Source organism: Acinetobacter sp. GFQ9D191M (assembly GCF_011174875.1).
Taxonomy (GTDB): Bacteria; Pseudomonadota; Gammaproteobacteria; order Pseudomonadales; family Moraxellaceae; genus Acinetobacter.
Genome location: NZ_JAALGV010000010.1, coordinates 60385 through 80756 on the forward strand (window position 1 = coordinate 60385; position 20372 = coordinate 80756).

A 20372-nucleotide genomic window follows, 5' to 3' on the forward strand; every position below is an offset into this window, starting at 1 on the left:
AGCTCTACACACAATTGGAACATCATCATGTCGAATGCCAATCGTTATACTGGTTTAGTTGACCGCTATCGCGACCGTTTACCAGTGTCTGCAACTACTAAAGCCGTTTCTCTGGGTGAAGGTAACACGCCACTGATTAAGCTTGCGAATATTCCGCGCATTATTGGCAAAAATGTTGAAATTTATGTGAAGTACGAGGGCTTAAACCCGACTGGTTCATTTAAAGACCGTGGTATGACCATGGCGGTAACAAAAGCGGTTGAAGAAGGCTCTAAAGCGATTATCTGTGCTTCTACAGGTAATACTTCAGCAGCTGCAGCGGCTTATGCTGCACGTGCAGGTATCAAAGCGTTCGTTTTAATCCCAGAAGGCAAAATTGCAATGGGTAAAATGGCGCAAGCGATGATGTATGGTGCGATCACCATGCAAATCCGCGGTAACTTCGATGACGGTATGCGTCTGGTAAAAGAAATCTCTGATAAAGCACCTGTGACGATTGTTAACTCAATCAACCCGTACCGTCTGCAAGGTCAAAAAACCATTGCTTACGAAATCGTGGATGAATTGGGCCGTGCACCAGATTACCACTGCCTGCCAGTGGGTAACGCAGGTAACATCACTGCGCACTGGATGGGTTATACCGAAGCTGTTGCGAATCAACCTGCTGGCGAGTTTGAGCAAGTGGTTTACGACGCTGCAACTGATGCCTTCACTGGTCCTAAACCTGAAGGTCTGCCAACAATGGTAGGTTACCAGGCTTCTGGTGCTGCACCTTTCCTTCGTGGTGCACCTGTTGAAAATCCTGAGACTGTTGCAACTGCAATCCGTATCGGTAATCCACAAAGCTGGAACCATGCGAAAGCGGTTGTTCGTGATTCTAAAGGCTGGTTCGATGAACTGACTGATGCCGAGATTCTGGAAGCGCAACGTCTTCTTTCTATGTATGAAGGCGTATTCGTAGAACCTGCATCTGCAGCTTCAATCGGTGGCGCAATCCGTGACATTAAAGCAGGTAAAATTGCTGAAGGTTCTGTGATCGTGTGTACTGTAACTGGTAACGGTCTGAAAGATCCGGATACTGCGATCAAACAATGTTCTGATGCCGTAATGCTTTCAATTGACGCAACTTTAGAACAGGTTCGTGAATCAATTCTTTCTAATATGTAATTTAGATTGAAATAAAAGGCCCTGCAATTGCAGGGCTTTTTATATGCGCTTAAAAAAGATTAAACACGTTGTTTAGGCAGGCTAGATACCCAAGTCATCAGACGAGTCGCATCATTGGTACGTGCAGCAGTTGAATCCGCACCTAATACCACGACCACCACAGGACGGTTATTCAAGGTGGTGTGCATGACGACACAACGTCCTGCTTCATTAATATAACCGGTTTTAGACAGATTGATATTCCAGCCACCATTACGCACCAGTGAATTGGTGTTATTGGATTTCAATACACGGTAACCCAGGTTGAAATCATAGCTGGCAGTGGTAGAGAATTGACGGATCAGGCCATACTGTGAAGCGGTATTGACCAGAATCCCCAAATCACGTGCAGAAGACACATTGCCAGGATGCAGGCCAGTAGATTCCATATAGTGGGTTGAATTCATGCCCAGCTCTTTAGCTTTGGCATTCATCTTCGCAATGAAGGCTGCACGACCGCCTGGATAAGTACGCGCCAATGCAGCTGCAGCCGGGTTCTCAGACTTCATCAAAGCAAATAATAAGGCTTCAGCACGATTCATGCTGTCCCCGGCTCTTAAGGTAGAACTTGAGCTCTTACAGCCTGCACAGGAAAAATCAGCCTGTTGCAGGGTAATTTTTTCAGACATATTCAAACGCGCATCTGAAATCACTACTGCAGTCATCAATTTAGTAATCGACGCAATCGGGTAAGCATTATTGGTATTTTTACTGAATAACACTTCACCCGTCTGTGAATCCATCACCAAAGCTGCACGCGCACTTACAGCAGGTTGATTAATAAAATGACTATTATCAATAATCTGTACAGGTTTTGTCGGTACTGGCGCTGGTGCACTGCCCTGACGAATCGTCGTCGTAACAGTTGCTGAACCTGGTGGTGAAGGTTCTGCAGCAGATACGCTCAAATTATCATTCATGAGCTGATTGACTTCATCAGAAGACCAGCTGATGCTGGATCCGCCCTCTGTTGTGCCAGAATTCATAATGATTTCAGCAAAACTTGTCGTGCTCATGCTGATTAACACGGACAGGCCGAGTAGATGCCTTAAAGACTTGTTTATTTTCTTCACTATTCCTTCACTCAACTAACAGAGGTAAGATTGATTTGCGTATTACCTCTAATATGCCTTACATTTAAACACAATGCCGAACATTTTTTGTTCTTGACACTATGTGATAAGTTTCAGATTTAATCTGCGAATAGGATTGCTAATTTTGTAGTTTCATTGCAAGCTTATTTTGCTTTATGTAACAAAAAAATGATTTTTTAATGAGGGAGAGTCTAGGTGATCACAGTTTTAGTTGTCGACGACCATGAATTAGTTCGTACTGGAATTTGCAGAATGCTGGAAGACCATGCGGATGTTCAGGTGATTGGACAGGCTGAATCTGGTGAAGAAGCAATTACCCTCGTCCGTCAGCATCATCCCAATGTGGTTCTGTTAGATGTCAACATGCCAGGTATCGGTGGTGTAGAAACCACACGCCGTTTGCTACAGACTGCTCCTGAAACCAAAGTTCTTGCGGTCAGTGGCCTGGCTGAAGAACCTTATCCTTCACTATTATTGAAAGCAGGTGCCAAAGGTTATATCACCAAAGGTGCACCTGTATCAGAGATGGTCCGTGCCATCAATAAAGTCATGCAGGGCGGTAAATATTTCAGTGCCGACATTGCTGAACAGCTGGCGAGTTCTTACCTGTCCGATACCCAGCAATCTCCTTTTGACGCACTGTCTGAACGTGAAATGCAGGTAGCCATGATGGTAGTGAACTGTATCAGCGCGCAGGAAATTGCCGACAAGCTGTTTGTAAGTGTTAAAACAGTTAATACTTACCGTTACCGGATCTTCGAAAAACTGAATATCGATAGTGATGTTAAACTAACCCATCTTGCAATGCGCTATGGCCTGATTAAACCTTAATCTAACCCTCTGCTTAATGCGGTTTCTATGGCGCAAACATCCAGTTATTCTGAACTGAATCAATATCATCTGGGCCTATGGTATAGCGCCTACCGCCTGATTATCAGCACGGGTCTGTTGTTGATTTTTCTGCTGACTTATCCTGATATGACTGCGGATTATCAGTATCCTAAACTCTATCACTATGCCTTAATAATTGGCGTCGCCGTCAATACTGTGCAGCTGTTTACGCTGAGATGGGTAAAGCGCCTGATTCAGCCACAGTTCATTCTGATTTTTGCCAGCGATGTCTTTTTTCTGAGTTTATTGACCTTGGCCAGTCAGGGTCCAAATGTCCATCTCGGACTGATTTTTGTTATTACCATTTTTTCAGCCTCATTATTACTGGATGCCAAGAAGGCCCTGATCATCACCCTGATTGCGGTGATTAGTATCATCTACCAGCATTTTATCGGCAGTATTTTCGCTTTCTCCTCGCTTACCAATATCGGCAACAGTGCCCTGCTGGCCTTTCTGTTTTTTGTCGTCTATGGCTCGGGACAAATTGCGGTACGGCGCTTTCAGATTCTGGAAAACCTGAATTTTTCTCAATCGCTAGAACTATATCGCTTACAGAATATTAACCGCTATATTCTGGAACAGATTGAAACTGGTTATCTGGTCTTAGATGAGAATTACCATGTGGTGCTCAGCAATCCAGCTGCCTGTCATCTGCTGGGCATTGAGCCAATGTATGCCCATGAAAGGTTTTCGTTATACCAATCTCAAAATGACTTGTTTGAACTGATCCGTTTTGAAAATCTAGAAAATGGCGAGCGGTTTCAATTTGAATCCCAGCAGAGTCGTTATAATATTCATGTGCAGGTACAAAAGCTGATTGTGCCGCACCAGACTCTGACTCTCCTCGTGCTGCAAGATGCCCGCAAACTTAATCAGCAGGTGCAACAGTTAAAGCTTGCTGCTCTAGGCCAGCTTTCCGCCAGTATTGCCCATGAAATTCGCAATCCTCTGGCTGCCATTGTACAGGCCAATGATCTTTATCTCGATTCTGAACCTGAACAGCAACAGGTCCTGCATCAGATGATCAGCCGACAGGCTACCCGTATTGACCGGATTATCCAAGACACCCTGAATATGGTGAAGAATAAAGAAACCCATCCGGTCGTGATTCAGCTGAATGAGTTTATGCCACTGTTTATTCAGGAAGATTTAGCAGATGTGGCGGACCAGATTCAATTTAATATTGATGCACCACTGGCAATTCAGTTCGATGAAGCCCAGTTACGTCAGATTCTGATTAATCTGATTCGTAATGCTATCCGGCATAATTCACCGGATTCACCCCATATTCAATTGAATATTCACCCATATGAACATAAAGTATGGATAGATGTCCGGGATTTTGGCTCTGGTGTTGCCACCCATGATCAGGAATTATTATTTAAACCTTTTTTCAGCACATCTATCCATGGAACGGGACTCGGACTATATTTATCACACAGTTTTTGTGAAGCCAATCAGGCACAACTCAACTACATTTCACAAGAACAAGGCGCATGCTTTCGGATTAGCTGTCAACGTGTGACAGCATAAAAGGAATAAGGGGAAATATTGTGGAACAACAACCACTGGTCTTATTGGTGGATGATGAGGAAGATCTGTGTACCCTCATGCAAATGTCATTGATGCGCATGGGAATCCGTACGCATATTGCCCATCGTCTGGAAGATGCAAAAAAATTTCTGACAGATCATCAATATGATGCATGTCTGACGGATCTAAATCTTCCTGATGGCAATGGTCTGCAATTACTGGACTGGATTAACCAGCATTCCCCTCACCTTCCGGTAGCTGTTCTAACGGCCTATGGCAATATGGATATTGCAATTGCTGCACTCAAGGCAGGTGCATTTGACTTTGTCAGCAAACCGATCAATCAAAAGCATCTAGAACAACTGCTGCAAAAAGCACTGAATAAACCAGTAGACTATTATCAGAATAATTCCAATGATTCACTAGCACATAAATTGCTGATTGGGCAATCCCTGCCTATTCAGCAATTACGTGTTACCTTGAAAAAAATTGCCCGTTCTCAGGCTCCGGTATTTATTACTGGCGAATCAGGGACCGGGAAAGAAGTGGTGGCCAATCTGGTCCATCGTCTCAGCAATCGCAATGAAGGACCTTTTATCGCAATTAACTGCGGCGCGATTCCGACCGAACTGATGGAAAGCGAACTATTTGGCCATAAGAAAGGCAGCTTTACGGGTGCGACACAGGACAAACAAGGGCTAATTCAGTCTGCCCATGGAGGTAGTCTGTTCTTAGATGAGATTGCTGAATTACCCCTGTCTATGCAGGTCAAACTGCTACGTGCAGTTCAGGAAAAACGCATTCGTCCAGTCGGTTCTGATACTGAAATTGATGTCGATTTCCGTGTTATTAGCGCCAGCCATCAGGATCTCGATGCGCTGGTACAACAAGGCAAATTTCGTCAGGACCTATTCTTCCGTATTCATGTGATGGATCTGGTCTTACCACCATTGCGTGAGCGCGGCCAGGATATTCTGCTCCTCGCTGAGCATTTTATTCAAAAGATCTGCCAGGAATGGGAGATTCCTGCGAAAAAACTGACGGAACGGAGCAAGGAATTTTTACTGGAGCAATATTATCCGGGCAATGTGCGTGAACTGCGCAATATCATTGAACGTGCCATTACTTTGAGTGATGAAGATAAGATTGACCTTCAGCATTTGCAAACTGCTCCACTGCGTCATACGGTATCCGTCCAATCAGAAACGGCAAATCTGGCAGAGCCGACCTCATCTACGGATCAGATCATTATTCCCAAGAAACTCCCCGAGGAAGGTCTGGAACTGTATTTAGAAAAGATTGAAAAAGAAATTCTGCTGAATGCTTTGAATCTGACGCATTGGAACCGTACATTAGCCGCGAAGAAACTGGGTATGTCGTTTCGGTCTTTACGTTACCGCCTGAAAAAATTCGGACTGGATACCGAAGAAGAGGAATAATTATTTCTGCAGGAGCAGCAAGTCTGTGACGTGATCCAGATAGCTCTCCTCACGTGCATCCTGACCGAGAGGATAGGTGAAATGTGGTTGAATCCCATGTCCTTCGATCATATTGCCGCTCGGGCTAAAGTATTGCGATACAGTCATCTGCAAAGCAGAGCCATTGCTCAAAGGAAACAGTTTCTGCACCACCCCTTTGCCATAGCTCTTTTCCCCTACCACCCAGGCACGATTATGTTCTTTCAGAGCAGCAGTAAATACTTCTGCAGCGGAAGCCGAACGGTTATTGATTAGAATCCCGACTTTCAGATTTTGAAATTCAATTCCTGGAAGTGCCTGAAATTGCTGATTACCTTCAGAACGGCTCTTGGTCGAAACAATAATACCCTGATTCAGGAACAAATCTGCTGATTCAACAGCCGCAGACAATAAACCACCCGGATTATTACGTAAGTCAAACAGCACTGCTTTCAGGCGATTGGTTGAATAACTTTCAATAATTCGCTTGATTTCATTAGCAGTATCTTGCTGGAAAACTTTGACCTGCAGCACCAGAACCTGATTACTGTGTAAAGTCGATTTAATCTCGGTATCCACTTTGGTATTGCGGACCAGTGTAATCGGTACACTTTGCGCAGAAAGCTGAAGCGTTAAAGTAGAGCCAATGGCACCAGTCAATAAATCTCGCACCTGCTCACGTTTCAGCGCACTCAAGACCTGATCATCAATCTTATAAACTGTGACACCATTGCGAAGGCCTTGTTTGGCAGAGTCAGCATCCGGACTTAGGCCTTGTACCATCCATTGTTTTAGCTGTGAATTAAAATGCAGATCAAAATCAATACTGGCCAGATCACCTTCAGTATATTCACGCAGCTGTTTATAGTCTTCAGGAGATAAATAGCGGGAATAGCGGTCCAGGCCGCTCACCAAACCTTGAATGGCTTGCTGGAAAAGCACATCGTCATTTTTGTCTTGAATATAATTATCTTTGACGATGCCATAAATCTGAACAAATTCTTGGATGGATGTAACAGGAATTTCATTATAGACCTGTTCATCCATTTCCAGTTCATCGAGTGCCATCTCGGTCGAAACAGCACTCCAGGCGGAATGACTCAAACACATCAGTAAGCAGGATAAGACTACAGACTTGCCATGTGTTTTTATCATTCTTAGACCTGTTTTATAAAAGATTAAGCGTGCAGCTCAATAAGATTGCGACCCTGCATTTCAGCTGGTACCGGAATTTGCATCAAGTTCAGCAGGGTTGGTGCGACATCAGCCAATACGCCACCTTCTGCGATTGTTGCAGAGCTTGGACCCACATAGATAAATGGAACCAGTTCAGTGGTATGCTGGGTATGCACTTGACCGCTCTGATAATCCTGCATCTGCTCCACATTACCATGGTCTGCAGTAATAATCATATGACCTTTTTTCGCCATCACAGCTTCATAAACTCGGCCTAAGCAAGTATCCACGGCTTCAACGGCTTTCACTGCTGCATCAAATACACCAGTATGGCCGACCATATCACCATTGGCATAGTTCACAACCAGTAGGTCAAACTCGCCTGAATTGATCGCTGCCACCAGTTCATCTGTTACTTCATAGGCACTCATTTCCGGTTTCAGGTCATAAGTCGCAACATTTGGAGATGGGATCAGGATACGTTTTTCACCTGGATATTCATCTTCACGGCCACCGCTAAAGAAGAAGGTTACATGCGCATATTTCTCGGTTTCTGCAATACGTAGCTGAGTTTTACCCAGGTTCGACAGATACTCACCTAAAGAATTTACCAGCGCTTCTGGCATATAGGCTACTGGCGCATCAATGGTCGCCTGATAACGGGTCAACATCACGAATTTCGCCAGATTCGGTACAACCTTACGTTCAAAACCGGCAAAATCTTTTTCAACAAAGGCACGAGTCAATTCACGAGCACGGTCAGCACGGAAGTTCATGAATACGACGCTGTCGCCATCCTGAATCTTCACAGTGTCGCCAATGCGAGTCGCTTTTACGAATTCATCTGATTCCTCTGCAGCATAAGCCTGTTCCAGACCTTCAACTGCAGTAGCTGCAGTACGCATTGCTTCACCTTCAGTCAGCAGACGATACGCTTGCTCTACACGATCCCAACGGTTGTCACGGTCCATGGCAAAATAACGACCGATCATGCTGACAATACGACCCTGGCCCGGATATTGAGCAAATAATGCATCCAGTTTTTCTAAAGAGGGTTGCGCACTTTTTGGTGGCGTATCACGGCCATCCAGGAACGCATGCAGATAAACCTGAGCACCACGTTTTAATCCCAGTTCAGCCATGGCCACGATATGATCTTCGTGTGAGTGCACACCACCTTCAGACAACAGACCCATAATGTGGACTGCGCCATTTGCTGCTTTGGCTTTTTCAACCGCATCCACCAGCACTTCATGTTCGAAGAAAGCACCAGTACGGATATCTTTGGTAATACGGGTAAAGTCCTGATACAGCACACGGCCAGCACCGAGATTCATATGACCAACTTCAGAGTTCCCCATTTGACCATCAGGCAGGCCGACATCTTCACCTGAACCTGAGATCAAACCATGCGGATGCTTTTCCTGCATAGCAGTTAAATTTGGTCGTTTAGCCGCTAAAAACGCATTGTCTTCGACCGCTTCGCGATGACCCACACCATCCATAATCACCAAAACGTGAGGGATTTTGCCAGCAGTTGCATCCGTCATAATGAAATACTCTTTTCGTCTACGAATTAATCGCTCTAGTTTACCGAATTTTGCAAAAAGAGGCCATGACCAGACGATGGTTTAAGCCTCTTGTTGCGATTGATTTCTTCTATTTTCCTGTAGTTTAGCGGGCCCGATGGAGCAAGTAGCCGCCAATAGCAAACATCAGCAAAATAGGAATAAATACAAACCATGCCGGTGACGGCGCATAGACCAGACTGGCATAACCGAAAAAATCCTGCAGATAGAAGAAGCCTAACCCTGCGAATAACGCAATCACCAAACGGAAGCCCATCGATTGCTGACGCAATGGCCCGAAAATAAATGAACAGGCAATCACTACCAGCGCAATCAGGGCAAATGGCGAACCGACTTTCTGCCAGAAGGCCAGCTGATAGGTTTTAGGTACCTGACTATATTCATGCATATAGCTCATAAAGCTCACCAGCTGGCTTGGCGATAAATCTTCCGGATCAATCGTGACCATATGCACATATTTCGGCTGCAAGGCCAAAGTCAGTGGCTGCTCATCATGCTGTACTAGTGTCGCATTGCCATTTTGTAAAATATCAAACTGTTCTGTGCTATCTAGTTTCCAGGCCCCATCTTTGACAAACTCACCCTGCTTGGCATCCAGAGTGCCCCGCAGACGGTAATTGTCATCAAAGTCCAGCATCTGTACCTTTTTCAGCTGGCCTTTGGCGTTGGCATAATCAATATAGATAAAGCGATTGCCCTCACGCGTCCAGTAACCTTTCACTTCACCAATTTTTACCGGCTTGTTATAGCTTTTGACTGCTTTGGCCTGTTCATTGGTATATGGAATCACCCACTCGCTCAGGGCAAACGATAATACGACTAATAGCAATGCTGAACGGATCACCCAGCCGACAATCCGCCACAGGCTAACACCGACTGAACGCATTACGATCAGTTCACTATTGGAAGCCAATGTACCCAAACCGAGTACCGCGCCAATCAGTGCCGAAATTGGCAGGATTTCATACAAATAATTGGGTGCGCCCCAGAGTACATATTTCAAGGCATCCCAGGCACCATAGCCTTCTTTCAGGGAACCCAATTCACCTAAATACGTAAATAAGACCTGCAGACCTGAAAGAACAGCTGTTGCCCCAAGCATCGCCAGCGCAGTGGTTCCGGTCACATGTTTGGCAACTATACGACGTGCTAACATTGTTAAGACCTCACTCGCTGAATCCGTTTTTTAATTTTTGGCGCCAAATTCTGTTTACGTGAGAACAATGCACCGGCTATAGCATAAATGATCAGGACTAATGGATAAGCCCAAATGCCCATTTCTGCTTTACTGACCCGGGTTTTGATCGCCATCAGGGCGACAATCAGGCTGGCAAAGATCATCAGTGCCGGGAATAATTTGAGATAGCGCCCCTGACGCGGACTGACTTCAGACAAGGCTACAGATAAAATCAGGGCAATCACAATGGCAAATGGTACAAAGACACGCCAGCCAAGTTCACTGGCTACGACAGGATCTTGACGGTTTTTCCAAAGCTGTCCGGTCGGCAAGGCTTCAACTTCATCACTGGCCAATTCTGCTTCTTTATCACTTTCGATCCGTAAACGATAGCTTTCAAATTCAGCTTGAGTATATTGCGGCGTGCCTGGATAAATTTCATAGCGGCGACCATTGACCAGGTCGACCACATTGGCCGCATCATTCGGCATTTCAATTCGGGTCGCTTCCTGCGCCAGAATCATCACATCCGGCTTGCCTTCTTTTTCCGCACGCTGATAGAAGAAAATATCTTTCAAGTTTTTGCGATCTTCGGATAGATCTCCGGCATAAATCGTATAAGGTCCGGAAGAAATAAATTCTTTAGGCCGAACCAGATCAAAGCCGGTTCGTACTGCCTGCTCACTGGTCAAGGCTTCGAACTGTCGAATCCCCCACGGTGAAGCCCACAGCATGAGAAAGCCTTGTGCAAGGAGATAGACCAAAGTCATTGGAATCAAAAGACGTGCCAGCTGATGTCGGCTAATTCCGCTACCGTTTAAGACCGCCATCTCATGATCAACATAGAGACGACCAAAGACCAGCATTAAGCCAATAAAAAACCCAAGTGGAAGAATCAGGGTCAGGAATTCAGGCAAACGATAACCAATGATGCTGAACAGGATTCCAGCATCCAGACGCCCCTGTGCGGCCACACCAAAATACTTGATCAAACGACCGCCCATCATGATAAGGGTCAGTAAGGCAATCACCACCAAGGAGGTCGATATCACTTGCTTGACCAGATAACGCCGAATAATCAAATTAGTTCTTCCAAAATGAGCTCCATAAAACGAGTGCTAGTTTACCCGAATAGCAAAAATATAAAACCTAGGCGGCTCTGCCCATTGAAAATCTATTCGGATAAATGTTTCAATGCTTGAATGATTTGCAAATCTAAACAGGCGTGAAAACAAGATATGAACCTTACAATTAATACGTCATTCCCAGAGAATGGATCAAGTCAATCTTTGTTGATTTTAGTCGACTCAGAGCAAATTCAGAGCGCTGCATCAACATACCAAATCAATAACCTAGACACATTAATTGAAGCCTCCCAATTCAAGGCCGGTCTAGCAGAAAGTTTAAGCCTGATTGGACAGGTCAGCCAGTCTCAGCATGCGGCCCTGATCGGCCTCGGCAAGACTGCCGAATTACAAGCGGGAAAACTGGCGAAAATTGCCCAAGCCATTATTAAAGCCTCTCAAAAAAAATTCAAACAGATTTCTGTTGATCTGACACAACTTCCACAAGAATTGCACTATCTGTTTGCATTGGCTTTAACTCAGGCCAGCTACGGCTATGACGAATACAAGTCAAAAAAGAACGAATTTATTCTGGAGCAGATTGATTTTATCGCTGCCGAAACTCCGCTAACAGCTGAACAGTTGCAATTGATACAGGCCGTTCAGACTGGTCAGAATCTGGCGCGTGATCTGGGTAACCGTCCTGGCAATATCTGCTTCCCGGAATATCTGGCAGAACAGGCCCAAGCGCTGGCGGCTCAATATCCAGACCTGCTTAAAGTGACTGTACTCAATGAACAGCAAATGGCTGACCTTGGCATGGGTGCCTTCCTTGCAGTCAGCAAAGGTTCAGACCGTCCAGGCCGTATTATTACGATTGAATATCTGGCGCATCGTGAAGAAGCACCAGTAGTATTACTGGGTAAAGGCATTACTTTTGATACCGGCGGTATTTCATTAAAACCAGGCGCTGGCATGGACGAAATGAAATATGATATGTGCGGTGCGGCTTCAGTCCTGGGCACCCTTCGTGCGCTATGCGAATCTCGTTTACCAATTCATGTGGTGGGTGCGATTGCTGCAGCGGAAAATATGCCGTCGGGCAAAGCCACCCGTCCAGGTGACATTGTCACCACCATGAGTGGTCAAACTGTTGAAATTTTAAATACTGATGCTGAAGGCCGTCTGGTACTCTGCGATGCATTAACTTATGTAAAACGCTTTAATCCTGCTCTGGTGATTGATATTGCAACTCTAACCGGTGCTTGTGTAGTGGCCTTAGGTTCAGTCTTGACCGGTATGTTTACGCCAGACAATGAGCTGGCTGCAGAACTTGAAACCGCCGGCCAAAATGCATTTGACCGTGTATGGCGCATGCCGATACTGGACGACTATCAGGAACAACTGGATTCCCCATTTGCTGATATTGCCAATATTGGTGGCCCTAAAGCCGGTTCTGTAACGGCTGCATGCTTCCTGCAACGTTTTACGCGTGACTATCGCTGGGCTCACTTGGATATCGCTGGTACTGCATGGAATTCAGGTCCAAATAAAGGTGCAACTGGCCGTCCAGTACCTCTATTAATGCAATTCCTGGCTAATCGCGTCCAAAAGCATGGCTAAGGTCAGCTTTTATTTATTTGAAAAAAGCCCTGAACGGCACGTGGACAGCACTTGTCGTTTATGCCGTAAAATTTTGCGTCAGCCAGAGCGCATCTGGCTGCTGTGTACCGATCCTGCCTTACAGCAGGAACTGGATGAAAAGCTGTGGAACTTTGATCCCGCTAGCTTTATTCCACATGGAATCGATCAGCCAGATGCAACCGTGTGTATTTCGGCTCAATTACCAGAGCTGTCGGGCTGGATTATTTTTAATTTTAATCCGGAAGCACTTGAACCTGATGCGAAATTTAGTCACATTATTGAGATTATTGAAAACAATGAACCGGCTAAACAGCTGGGACGTGAGAAATATAAACAATATCGTCGCTTTGGCATTCAGCCAAATACCTTTAAGCTCTAAGTAATCACGTGAACAAGGAGATGCAAGTGGCATTAAATGTAGGTCCAGATTTTAAACAGCGCTGGTTAAACACGCCTGAGGCTGTACGTCAGACCTTTATCGATGACCTCTCGCGCATCTGTGAAGTACTTAAGCCTGAAACCGCTGTAGAAGAATGGCTCGTTCGCGACCAACAGTTACAGAAAGAGTCTGAGCGTAAAATTGAAACAGCGTATGCACAGCGCAAGGCCGAACTGATTGAAGAAGCACGCATTCGCAGACAACGGGCACTCGAAAAAGCTTTAGCCGAAAAACGTGCTGACGAACAGGCCTATGCCGAACAGCTACGCCGTGATGAAGAGCGAAAATTTGCCGAGCAAACCCAGAAGCTGGCTGAAATGCGTCATATGCTGGATACTGAAGTTCAGGATTATGCCGCGCGTTATCAGAAAAATCCGGATCAGGTGCTCGACTTTGCCAAAGGTCGCTTAAATATCGACGATACCCAGATTTCGTCTGAGCTGGAAAGCTTACGGTTACGTCTGGAACTCGAAGCAGAAACTGTGATTGAACAAACCGTCAATGCACTGCGTGAGAAATTAAGCGCTGCAGCCAAGGAAGAAATTGATTATATTCTGAAGAATTCTGATCTGGCTAAGTAAATTTGATAGTCAGTTGGCTGAAAGATTCTTTTTATTTTTCAGCCTAATCTTTCTCCTGTTTTGGTTAGTTTATTCCATCAAACTATAAAATCCACTTTAAAATTAAATCAAGTCAGCCAGTAAAAATGCAGTATTGCCAAGCAGATAGCCCGCCCCTAGCAGAGTGCTAATCCAGAGAATTCCCCCAGCCACATTATAAAAACTGAAAGTCGCAAAGCTCATATGGCCAGAACCTGCCGCAAAAGGACCGAAGGAACGTACAAAGGGAATAAAACGCGCAATTAAGATCGTCTTGCCACCATGTTTCATAAAATAATGATTGGTTTTGACCATATATTCGGGTTTGAAAAACCGTGAATGCTCATTGAAATATTTTAATCCGAGCACCCTGCCTGAATAATAATTCACGGTATAACCCAGAATCGAAGCAATCAGCAGCAATAAACCCATGGAGTGTAAGGTAATCAGATCGGAGCTGGAACACAGCGCACCGACGGCAATCAACAGACTGTCACCGGGCAAAAAGAAAAAAAATGGCGAACCTGTTTCCGCAAAAATCACCAGGAACAAAATTGCATAGATCCACACCCCATACTGCTCCAGCAATAGAGGTAAAGACTGTTCAAGATGAAGTAAAAAATCGAGCATTCGACCTGTCCACTGGGGCTAAAATCGCGAGTTGAGCTACGTATTATCCCGAAAAATAAAAAAACAGTCTAATTTTTCAATTAGACTGTCTGGTAATTGCTCAGCGGATTTATTTCAAAAAGCCATTTTCGGCTAAGAATTCCATGCTGATTTTAGACTGTTCTGTAGTTTCTGCGGCCTTGTCACCAAGCAATAAACGCTCGATATAACGCGCCAGTACATCCACTTCCAGATTGACTTTAGTGCCTAACTTCCAGGTACTAATATTGGTACGTTCGGCTGTATGTGGAATCAGATTCAGACTAAGGATGTTACCACGCAAGTGGTTAATGGTCAGGCTGATACCATCTACTGTTATAGAGCCCTTCTCTGCCAAATATTTGGCAATTTCTTTTGGTGCAGTCACTTCAAAATAAATGGAACGGGCATCGGAACGTACTACTGTAATTTCACCAACCGCATCGACATGACCAGAGACAATATGTCCGCCAAAGCGTGTAGTTGGCAGCATTGCCTTTTCGACATTTACAGGTTGGCCGACTTTCCAGTTAGCCAGTGTAGTCCGGTCCAGGCTTTCACGTGATACGTCTGCAGCATACCAGTTCTCACCCCAGTCAATTACGGTCAGACAGATGCCATTGGTGGCAATCGAGTCACCCAGATGTACATCGGACATATCCAGATCCGTCTGGATGCGTAAGCGTACATCACCGCCAACGCTTTGCAAGCTCTCGACCTTGCCCAGACTTTCAATAATACCTGTAAACATCTTTATTTCCTTTTTCTCTGCGCTTACCACAAGGCCAATTGGGTGCTCACGCCGGTCGTATCCACACCGCCCAGCTCAGCATAATGATGCAACTGGCTCAGTAACTGACGAATTGGTGGACCTGACTTGGCATGCGTGTCGGTAATTACAATAAATTCCAATACGCGTGCACGTTCAGACTGGCGCTGCTTACTGACACGATAACGTGGCACATCCTGAGTGAGCAAGGTTACACGGCCACGTTTCAGGTTGGCCTGCAGCAAATCTGTGGCACTGATATTACCATCGGTTGAATAACTGGTCAGGATAAAACGCGCATTAATGGTCGCCAACAAAGTTTCATAGGCTTCTTTGGCATGCTTGGATGAGTTGTACTGACTTGGACGTTCTTTACGCCATGCACGGTCAATCCCGCTCTTGAAGCCTTTAGTGTCTGGAGTCGGTAAATCCACCTGATCCCACAGCGTTAAAGCATTGAGTACATGATAGTTACTACTATAGGCATGCTGGTTATACGGTGGATCCAGATAAGCCACATCGACTTCAAAACCACTCATCTGATTGGCTAAGTGTTGGGCATCCACACACCACATTTCTGCGGCAGGTCCTTGATGCTTAGCATCTTCACAGAAACGGCTTGGCGTTAACCAAAGTAGTGATTCAATGCGTTCTAGTGCAGTCTGGGTTTTACCGCCCCAACCATGATGGAAACTTTTAAATACACCTGAGGTATTGCTGACAAAACTGGCTGAATAGAGCAGCGGTGCCAGCAAAGCACTCATTTCCACGTCATCAATCGCACCTTGAGCCTGCCAGGTGGCAATCTGCTGACGGATGGCATCGATACGCATGCCGTTACGGCGTTTGAAGAACAAACGGTCTCGGGTCGGATCATAAATCTCATCATTACGCGGACACAGGTTATGTGTCACCCAGCCTTTAACTTCAGGCAAACGGTTCAGATAATCAATCGCTTTCTGATAGCCACCGAGCTCTTTAAAGGCAGGTGCTTCAGTACAAGCTAAAACTGCATGATTGAGTGCATGACTATAGGGTTCCCAGTCATTGGCAATCACCCGATAGCCATTCTGACGGGCCAGACGTGAAACCACCCCGGAACCTGCAAAAAAATCGGCAAAAATCGGCGCACGGCCATCTTCACGTTTTAGGGTTCCCGTGCTCTCAAGTGCTTCCAGAATTAAGTGTAGTAAACGGCGTTTGTTCCCCAGATAAGGAACCAGCTGATGGAAAAGATATTCATCTGTGGTACGTGCCGCATGGCGACGTTTGTGGTAAACCGTAGACTCTGAATTCATAGTGTCTCTTGAGAGGGAATTAACCTGAAGCGCACGTCATCACCCAAACGGGTCACGTCCTGCAACTTGAATCGAAGTTGTTCTGCCATTCGGCTGAATTCTGCATTGAACATACTACGCGCAGTTTGCCCCAATAAAGTCGGTGCAACATAACTGATGAGTTCATCCACCAGCCCTGCCTGTAAAAATGCAGTAGATAAAGTCGCACCTGCTTCCACCAGCACATCATATATCTGATGCTGCTGAACCAGTTGCTGTAATAATTCTTGTAAAGACTGAATCTCAAGTTGGGTCACACCCAGGTCAGCCAGTTCCGGACGATATGGCCCCATGACCATTACCGTTTCCGGCTGTTCCAGAATTTTGGCAGTGAGTAGCAAACGGCCTTGGCGATCCAGAATAACCCGCTTTGGCTGAACGATGCTGTTAATATCATCAACACCCTTCAGACTACGGACATTAAGCTGACAGTCATCTGCTAATACGGTTTCAATCCCAGTAATCACCGCACCAGAAATCGCACGCCAATGTTGCACATCCTGACGAGCTTCTGCACCGGTAATCCATTTCGATTCACCGGATGCCATAGCCGTACGGCCATCTAAGCTTGATGCAATTTTGAGACGCACATAAGGCATACCGGTTGCCATGGCTTTCAGAAAGCCATCATTCAGCAGATGCGCTTCATCTTCACAAATACCCACTTCAACGTTGATACCAGCATCTTTCAGAATCTGCACACCTTTACCAGCAACCAGTGGATTTGGATCAGGACAGGCAACAATCACTTTAGCCACACCTGCTTCAACCAATCCTTTGGCACACGGCGGTGTACGACCATAATGCGCACAAGGTTCCAGCGTCACATACGCAGTTGCACCGCATGCCTGCTCTCCCGCCTGACGCATGGCAAAGACTTCCGCATGAGGCTGACCGGCTTTAGGATGGAAACCTTCACCCACGACTACGCCATCTTTGACAATGATACAGCCGACATTCGGATTCGGTTTAGTGGAGTACTGCCCCTGACGTGCCAGTTCGATGGCACGGCGCATCCAGATTTGATCTTGAGTGAGTTCAGTCATGCTTATTCTTGAAACTCACCACGTTGCTGCATCTGTTCAATCTGACGACGAAAGGCTTCGACATCCTGGAAATCCTGATACACCGAAGCAAAACGGACATAAGCCACATGATCAAGTGCGAATAGAGATTGCATGACAATTTCACCAATAGTACGTGATTTCACATCTCGCTCACCCAGACGGCGAATCTGCAACTGGATATCACTCAGCACCGTTTCAATCTGTTCTTGAGTCACAGGACGTTTCTGCAAGGCATGCATCAGTGAGCGACGTAATTTGGCTTCATCAAAGGGTTCATTCTTGCCATCGGATTTGATGACACGCGGCATCACCACTTCATAACTTTCAAAGGTAGTAAAACGTTCATTACAACTGACGCATTCACGACGGCGGCGAATCTGGCAACCTTCAGCGGCCAGGCGTGAATCAATCACTTTACTGTCTGGTGTATTGCAAAATGGGCAATGCATAGCGGTTTAATTGAACAAATCCTGATGATTTCCGAGTGTAGCAAAAATTCCAAACTTTGTAGAGTTTTACGCAACATATAGAAAAAAAACAGCCCAGATGGGCTGTTTTACACAATATATTGATTATTGTTTTAGCAGATTATTCTACACGTTCGCCATGTTGACTTAAGTCCAGACCCATGCGTTCATCATCAGAAGAAACACGGATACCGATGATCAGATCAATCACTTTAAGAATCACGAAAGTTAATACTGCAGAGTAAGCGATAGTTGCAAGTACACCTTCAACTTGAACCCAAAGTTGGCTCATTACATTTGCTGGAGCAGCATCACCCATGATGAATTCGCTTGCGAAGAATGCTGTCAGAATCGCACCAACGATACCACCCACACCGTGCAAACCAAAGGCATCTAGAGAATCGTCGGCTTTTAGTGCGCGTTTCAGAGCAGTAATACCCCAGAAACATACCACACCACCGATCAAACCCATTGCCAGTGCACCACCGACAGTAACGAAACCAGCTGCTGGAGTAATCACCACCAGACCTGCTACCGCACCAGAAGCCCCACCTAATACAGAGGCTTTACCACGTACTACTTTTTCAGTAATTAACCAAGAGATCGCTGCTGCCGCTGCTGCAACTTGAGTTACGATCAGCGCATAACCTGCAGAACCATTCGCACCCAATGCTGAACCACCATTGAAGCCGAACCAACCTACCCAAAGTAAGCTTGCACCGACTACAGTTAAAGTCAGATTATGTGGCGCCATTGATTCACGGCCAAGGCCCATACGTTTACCAAGCATGTAGGCTGCAACCAGACCCGCTACACCTGAGTTGATGTGAACGACTGTACCACCAGCAAAGTCAAGCGCGCCGTCGTTGCCTAACCAGCCGCCACCCCATACCCAGTGAGTAATTGGCGCATAAACCAGAATCACCCAAAGTGCAATGAATGCCACAAAAGCACCAAACTTCATACGTTCCGCAATTGAACCGCTGATGATGGCAACCGTAATGATGGCAAACGTCATTTGGAAGATCACGAACAGGATTTCAGGAATCGTGCCTGAAAGCGCATCGGTGGTTATTCCAGCCAGCATGAGCTTGTCCAGACTGCCGATAAAGGCATTTCCTTCACCAAAGGCCAATGTATAGCCAATCACGACCCAGGCAATACTGACTACGGCTGCAGCAACAAAGCTGTGTGCCATTGTTGCCAGCACATTTTTCTTACGGACCATACCGCCATAGAACAGGGCTAAACCTGGAATGGTCATCAGTAATACAAGGGCTGTTGAAGTGAGAATCCAGGCTGTATCGCCAGTATCGAGAGTAGCTTCTTCTTCTGCAGGCGCTGCTGGTTCCGCTGGCGCCACTTCAGCAATCTCTGCTGTAGTTGTGTCTGTTGTTGTAAGTGAAGTATCGCCAGTCTCTGCAACGAGTGCGACTTCTTCAGTAGGTGTTGGTGCTGTTACGGCCTCTTCAGCCCACGCAACAGAACCACCTAAAAGAGCGCTGGACAAGCCGAACGCCATTAGCATTTTTTTCATTCGTATCCCCCAACCATGTTTTTTTGTGAGTTATTAGGTACTCAGCAAACTTCGTGCCAAATTAAACAGCGTCTGCACCTGTTTCACCGGTACGAATACGGATGACTTGTTCTAAGTTAGTTACGAAAATTTTTCCGTCACCGATTTTGCCAGTGCTTGCAACACGAGTAATTGATTCAATTACCGAATCAACCATTTCGTCGCTGATTGCGATTTCAATTTTGACTTTCGGTAGGAAATCTACAACGTATTCAGCACCACGATAAAGTTCAGTATGGCCTTTTTGACGACCAAAGCCTTTGACTTCAGTCACAGTGATGCCTTGAACACCAATTTCAGATAATGCTTCACGCACATCATCCAATTTGAAAGGTTTTACAATTGCAGTTACGAGCTTCATGTTTGTTTTCCTTCGGCTTATTTCACCAGTAAGGTTTTATGTTCAAATTTCATGCCAAGATTCCTAAGGTCGGGGGAAATTAGAAAGCCCGGCACGATGTTTCTTGCTCTTTTATTTTATACTTATAACGTATTGGAATCTGCACAAATTGGATATTTTTTATGTGGATTTTTACAATATTACTAATCGAAGCAGCCTATATTTTATCTGAAATACTGTAAGTCACTCTTGCAGCAATGCTACACTGTCCGCGCATTTATATGGCGATGGATCAGATT

At 45.6% G+C, this 20372-nt stretch carries 19 protein-coding genes; 7 read left to right on the forward strand and 12 right to left on the reverse strand.

Going from position 1 to position 20372, the window contains the following annotated elements; all coding sequences use genetic code 11:
* The first annotated feature begins 27 nt into the window (after positions 1–27).
* A complete protein-coding gene (gene thrC / locus G5T77_RS01725) occupies positions 28–1167 on the forward strand; it encodes a threonine synthase (RefSeq protein WP_166136454.1) in 1140 nt (379 codons plus the stop codon).
* Between the two features lie 59 nt (positions 1168–1226).
* On the opposite strand, the gene G5T77_RS01730 is transcribed toward thrC, so the two are convergent.
* Positions 1227–2279, reverse strand: coding sequence for a serine hydrolase (locus G5T77_RS01730; RefSeq protein WP_166136457.1), 1053 nt, complete (start codon positions 2277–2279; stop codon positions 1227–1229).
* Between the two features lie 216 nt (positions 2280–2495).
* On the opposite strand from G5T77_RS01730, the gene G5T77_RS01735 reads away from it, so the two are divergent.
* The 3 genes from G5T77_RS01735 to G5T77_RS01745 are packed head-to-tail and all read left to right on the forward strand — an operon-like array spanning position 2496 to position 6163.
* Positions 2496–3131 carry a response regulator gene (locus G5T77_RS01735; protein ID WP_005233474.1) on the forward strand — a complete coding sequence of 212 codons (636 nt, stop codon included), beginning with the start codon at positions 2496–2498 and terminating at the stop codon, positions 3129–3131.
* Between the two features lie 27 nt (positions 3132–3158).
* The gene (locus tag G5T77_RS01740; RefSeq protein ID WP_166136460.1) at positions 3159–4724 is read left to right on the forward strand and encodes an ATP-binding protein; all 1566 of its coding nucleotides are present in this window, start codon (positions 3159–3161) and stop codon (positions 4722–4724) included.
* Positions 4725–4741: 17 nt separating this feature from the next.
* Positions 4742–6163, forward strand: coding sequence for a sigma-54 dependent transcriptional regulator (locus G5T77_RS01745; protein ID WP_166136552.1), 1422 nt, complete (start codon positions 4742–4744; stop codon positions 6161–6163).
* On the opposite strand, the gene G5T77_RS01750 is transcribed toward G5T77_RS01745, so the two are convergent.
* From G5T77_RS01750 to lptF, 4 genes are all read right to left on the reverse strand, one after another.
* Positions 6164–7336 (reverse strand): S41 family peptidase, encoded by a 1173-nt coding sequence (locus G5T77_RS01750; protein ID WP_166136463.1) that lies wholly within the window; start codon positions 7334–7336, stop codon positions 6164–6166.
* A gap of 23 nt (positions 7337–7359) precedes the next feature.
* Positions 7360–8907, reverse strand: a complete 1548-nt coding sequence (gpmI, locus tag G5T77_RS01755; protein WP_166136467.1) for a 2,3-bisphosphoglycerate-independent phosphoglycerate mutase — start codon at positions 8905–8907, stop codon at positions 7360–7362.
* 124 nt (positions 8908–9031) lie between these two features.
* Positions 9032–10102, reverse strand: coding sequence for an LPS export ABC transporter permease LptG (lptG, locus tag G5T77_RS01760; protein ID WP_166136470.1), 1071 nt, complete (start codon positions 10100–10102; stop codon positions 9032–9034).
* 2 nt (positions 10103–10104) lie between these two features.
* Positions 10105–11205: an LPS export ABC transporter permease LptF gene (gene lptF / locus G5T77_RS01765; RefSeq protein WP_166136473.1), complete on the reverse strand. Its 1101-nt coding sequence runs from the start codon at positions 11203–11205 to the stop codon at positions 10105–10107.
* Positions 11206–11361: 156 nt separating this feature from the next.
* On the opposite strand from lptF, the gene G5T77_RS01770 reads away from it, so the two are divergent.
* Genes G5T77_RS01770 through G5T77_RS01780 form a run of 3 tightly spaced genes read left to right on the forward strand, consistent with a single transcriptional unit; the run spans position 11362 to position 13851 of the window.
* Positions 11362–12810: a leucyl aminopeptidase gene (locus tag G5T77_RS01770; protein ID WP_166136476.1), complete on the forward strand. Its 1449-nt coding sequence runs from the start codon at positions 11362–11364 to the stop codon at positions 12808–12810.
* Positions 12803–13210, forward strand: coding sequence for a DNA polymerase III subunit chi (locus G5T77_RS01775; protein WP_166136479.1), 408 nt, complete (start codon positions 12803–12805; stop codon positions 13208–13210). Before G5T77_RS01770 ends, G5T77_RS01775 begins: the two co-directional genes overlap by 8 nt.
* Before the next feature lie 26 nt (positions 13211–13236).
* A complete protein-coding gene (locus G5T77_RS01780; protein WP_166136483.1) occupies positions 13237–13851 on the forward strand; it encodes a hypothetical protein in 615 nt (204 codons plus the stop codon).
* Positions 13852–13953: 102 nt separating this feature from the next.
* Here the strand turns inward: G5T77_RS01780 and G5T77_RS01785 are convergent, their stop codons facing one another.
* The 7 genes from G5T77_RS01785 to glnK all read right to left on the reverse strand — a co-directional run bounded on the left by G5T77_RS01785 (position 13954) and on the right by glnK (position 20094).
* Positions 13954–14499: a VTT domain-containing protein gene (locus G5T77_RS01785; protein WP_166136486.1), complete on the reverse strand. Its 546-nt coding sequence runs from the start codon at positions 14497–14499 to the stop codon at positions 13954–13956.
* 109 nt (positions 14500–14608) lie between these two features.
* Positions 14609–15268: a riboflavin synthase gene (locus G5T77_RS01790; RefSeq protein ID WP_166136489.1), complete on the reverse strand. Its 660-nt coding sequence runs from the start codon at positions 15266–15268 to the stop codon at positions 14609–14611.
* Positions 15269–15291: 23 nt separating this feature from the next.
* Entirely contained in the window at positions 15292–16584 is a 1293-nt protein-coding gene (locus tag G5T77_RS01795) for a DNA adenine methylase (protein WP_034703433.1), read from the reverse strand.
* On the reverse strand, positions 16581–17669 hold the full coding sequence (ribD, locus tag G5T77_RS01800) for a bifunctional diaminohydroxyphosphoribosylaminopyrimidine deaminase/5-amino-6-(5-phosphoribosylamino)uracil reductase RibD (protein WP_166136492.1): 1089 nt from the start codon (positions 17667–17669) through the stop codon (positions 16581–16583). Before ribD ends, G5T77_RS01795 begins: the two co-directional genes overlap by 4 nt.
* A gap of 2 nt (positions 17670–17671) precedes the next feature.
* The gene (gene nrdR, locus G5T77_RS01805; RefSeq protein ID WP_004787309.1) at positions 17672–18139 is read right to left on the reverse strand and encodes a transcriptional regulator NrdR; all 468 of its coding nucleotides are present in this window, start codon (positions 18137–18139) and stop codon (positions 17672–17674) included.
* 139 nt (positions 18140–18278) lie between these two features.
* Positions 18279–19694, reverse strand: a complete 1416-nt coding sequence (locus G5T77_RS01810; protein WP_166136495.1) for an ammonium transporter — start codon at positions 19692–19694, stop codon at positions 18279–18281.
* Positions 19695–19755: 61 nt separating this feature from the next.
* Positions 19756–20094: a P-II family nitrogen regulator gene (gene glnK, locus G5T77_RS01815; protein ID WP_004650081.1), complete on the reverse strand. Its 339-nt coding sequence runs from the start codon at positions 20092–20094 to the stop codon at positions 19756–19758.
* Between the last annotated feature and the right edge of the window lie 278 nt (positions 20095–20372).

What these genes read in the sequence shown, in the direction of transcription:
- thrC (WP_166136454.1), top strand. Translation starts at nt 28, where the DNA reads ATGTCGAATGCCAATCGTTATACTGGTTTAGTTGACCGCTATCGCGAC.
- G5T77_RS01740 (WP_166136460.1), top strand. Translation starts at nt 3,159, where the DNA reads ATGGCGCAAACATCCAGTTATTCTGAACTGAATCAATATCATCTGGGC.
- G5T77_RS01750 (WP_166136463.1), bottom strand. Translation starts at nt 7,336, where the DNA reads ATGATAAAAACACATGGCAAGTCTGTAGTCTTATCCTGCTTACTGATG.
- gpmI (WP_166136467.1), bottom strand. Translation starts at nt 8,907, where the DNA reads ATGACGGATGCAACTGCTGGCAAAATCCCTCACGTTTTGGTGATTATG.
- lptG (WP_166136470.1), bottom strand. Translation starts at nt 10,102, where the DNA reads ATGTTAGCACGTCGTATAGTTGCCAAACATGTGACCGGAACCACTGCG.
- G5T77_RS01770 (WP_166136476.1), top strand. Translation starts at nt 11,362, where the DNA reads ATGAACCTTACAATTAATACGTCATTCCCAGAGAATGGATCAAGTCAA.
- G5T77_RS01775 (WP_166136479.1), top strand. Translation starts at nt 12,803, where the DNA reads ATGGCTAAGGTCAGCTTTTATTTATTTGAAAAAAGCCCTGAACGGCAC.
- G5T77_RS01785 (WP_166136486.1), bottom strand. Translation starts at nt 14,499, where the DNA reads ATGCTCGATTTTTTACTTCATCTTGAACAGTCTTTACCTCTATTGCTG.
- G5T77_RS01790 (WP_166136489.1), bottom strand. Translation starts at nt 15,268, where the DNA reads ATGTTTACAGGTATTATTGAAAGTCTGGGCAAGGTCGAGAGCTTGCAA.
- G5T77_RS01795 (WP_034703433.1), bottom strand. Translation starts at nt 16,584, where the DNA reads ATGAATTCAGAGTCTACGGTTTACCACAAACGTCGCCATGCGGCACGT.
- ribD (WP_166136492.1), bottom strand. Translation starts at nt 17,669, where the DNA reads ATGACTGAACTCACTCAAGATCAAATCTGGATGCGCCGTGCCATCGAA.
- nrdR (WP_004787309.1), bottom strand. Translation starts at nt 18,139, where the DNA reads ATGCATTGCCCATTTTGCAATACACCAGACAGTAAAGTGATTGATTCA.
- G5T77_RS01810 (WP_166136495.1), bottom strand. Translation starts at nt 19,694, where the DNA reads ATGAAAAAAATGCTAATGGCGTTCGGCTTGTCCAGCGCTCTTTTAGGT.
- glnK (WP_004650081.1), bottom strand. Translation starts at nt 20,094, where the DNA reads ATGAAGCTCGTAACTGCAATTGTAAAACCTTTCAAATTGGATGATGTG.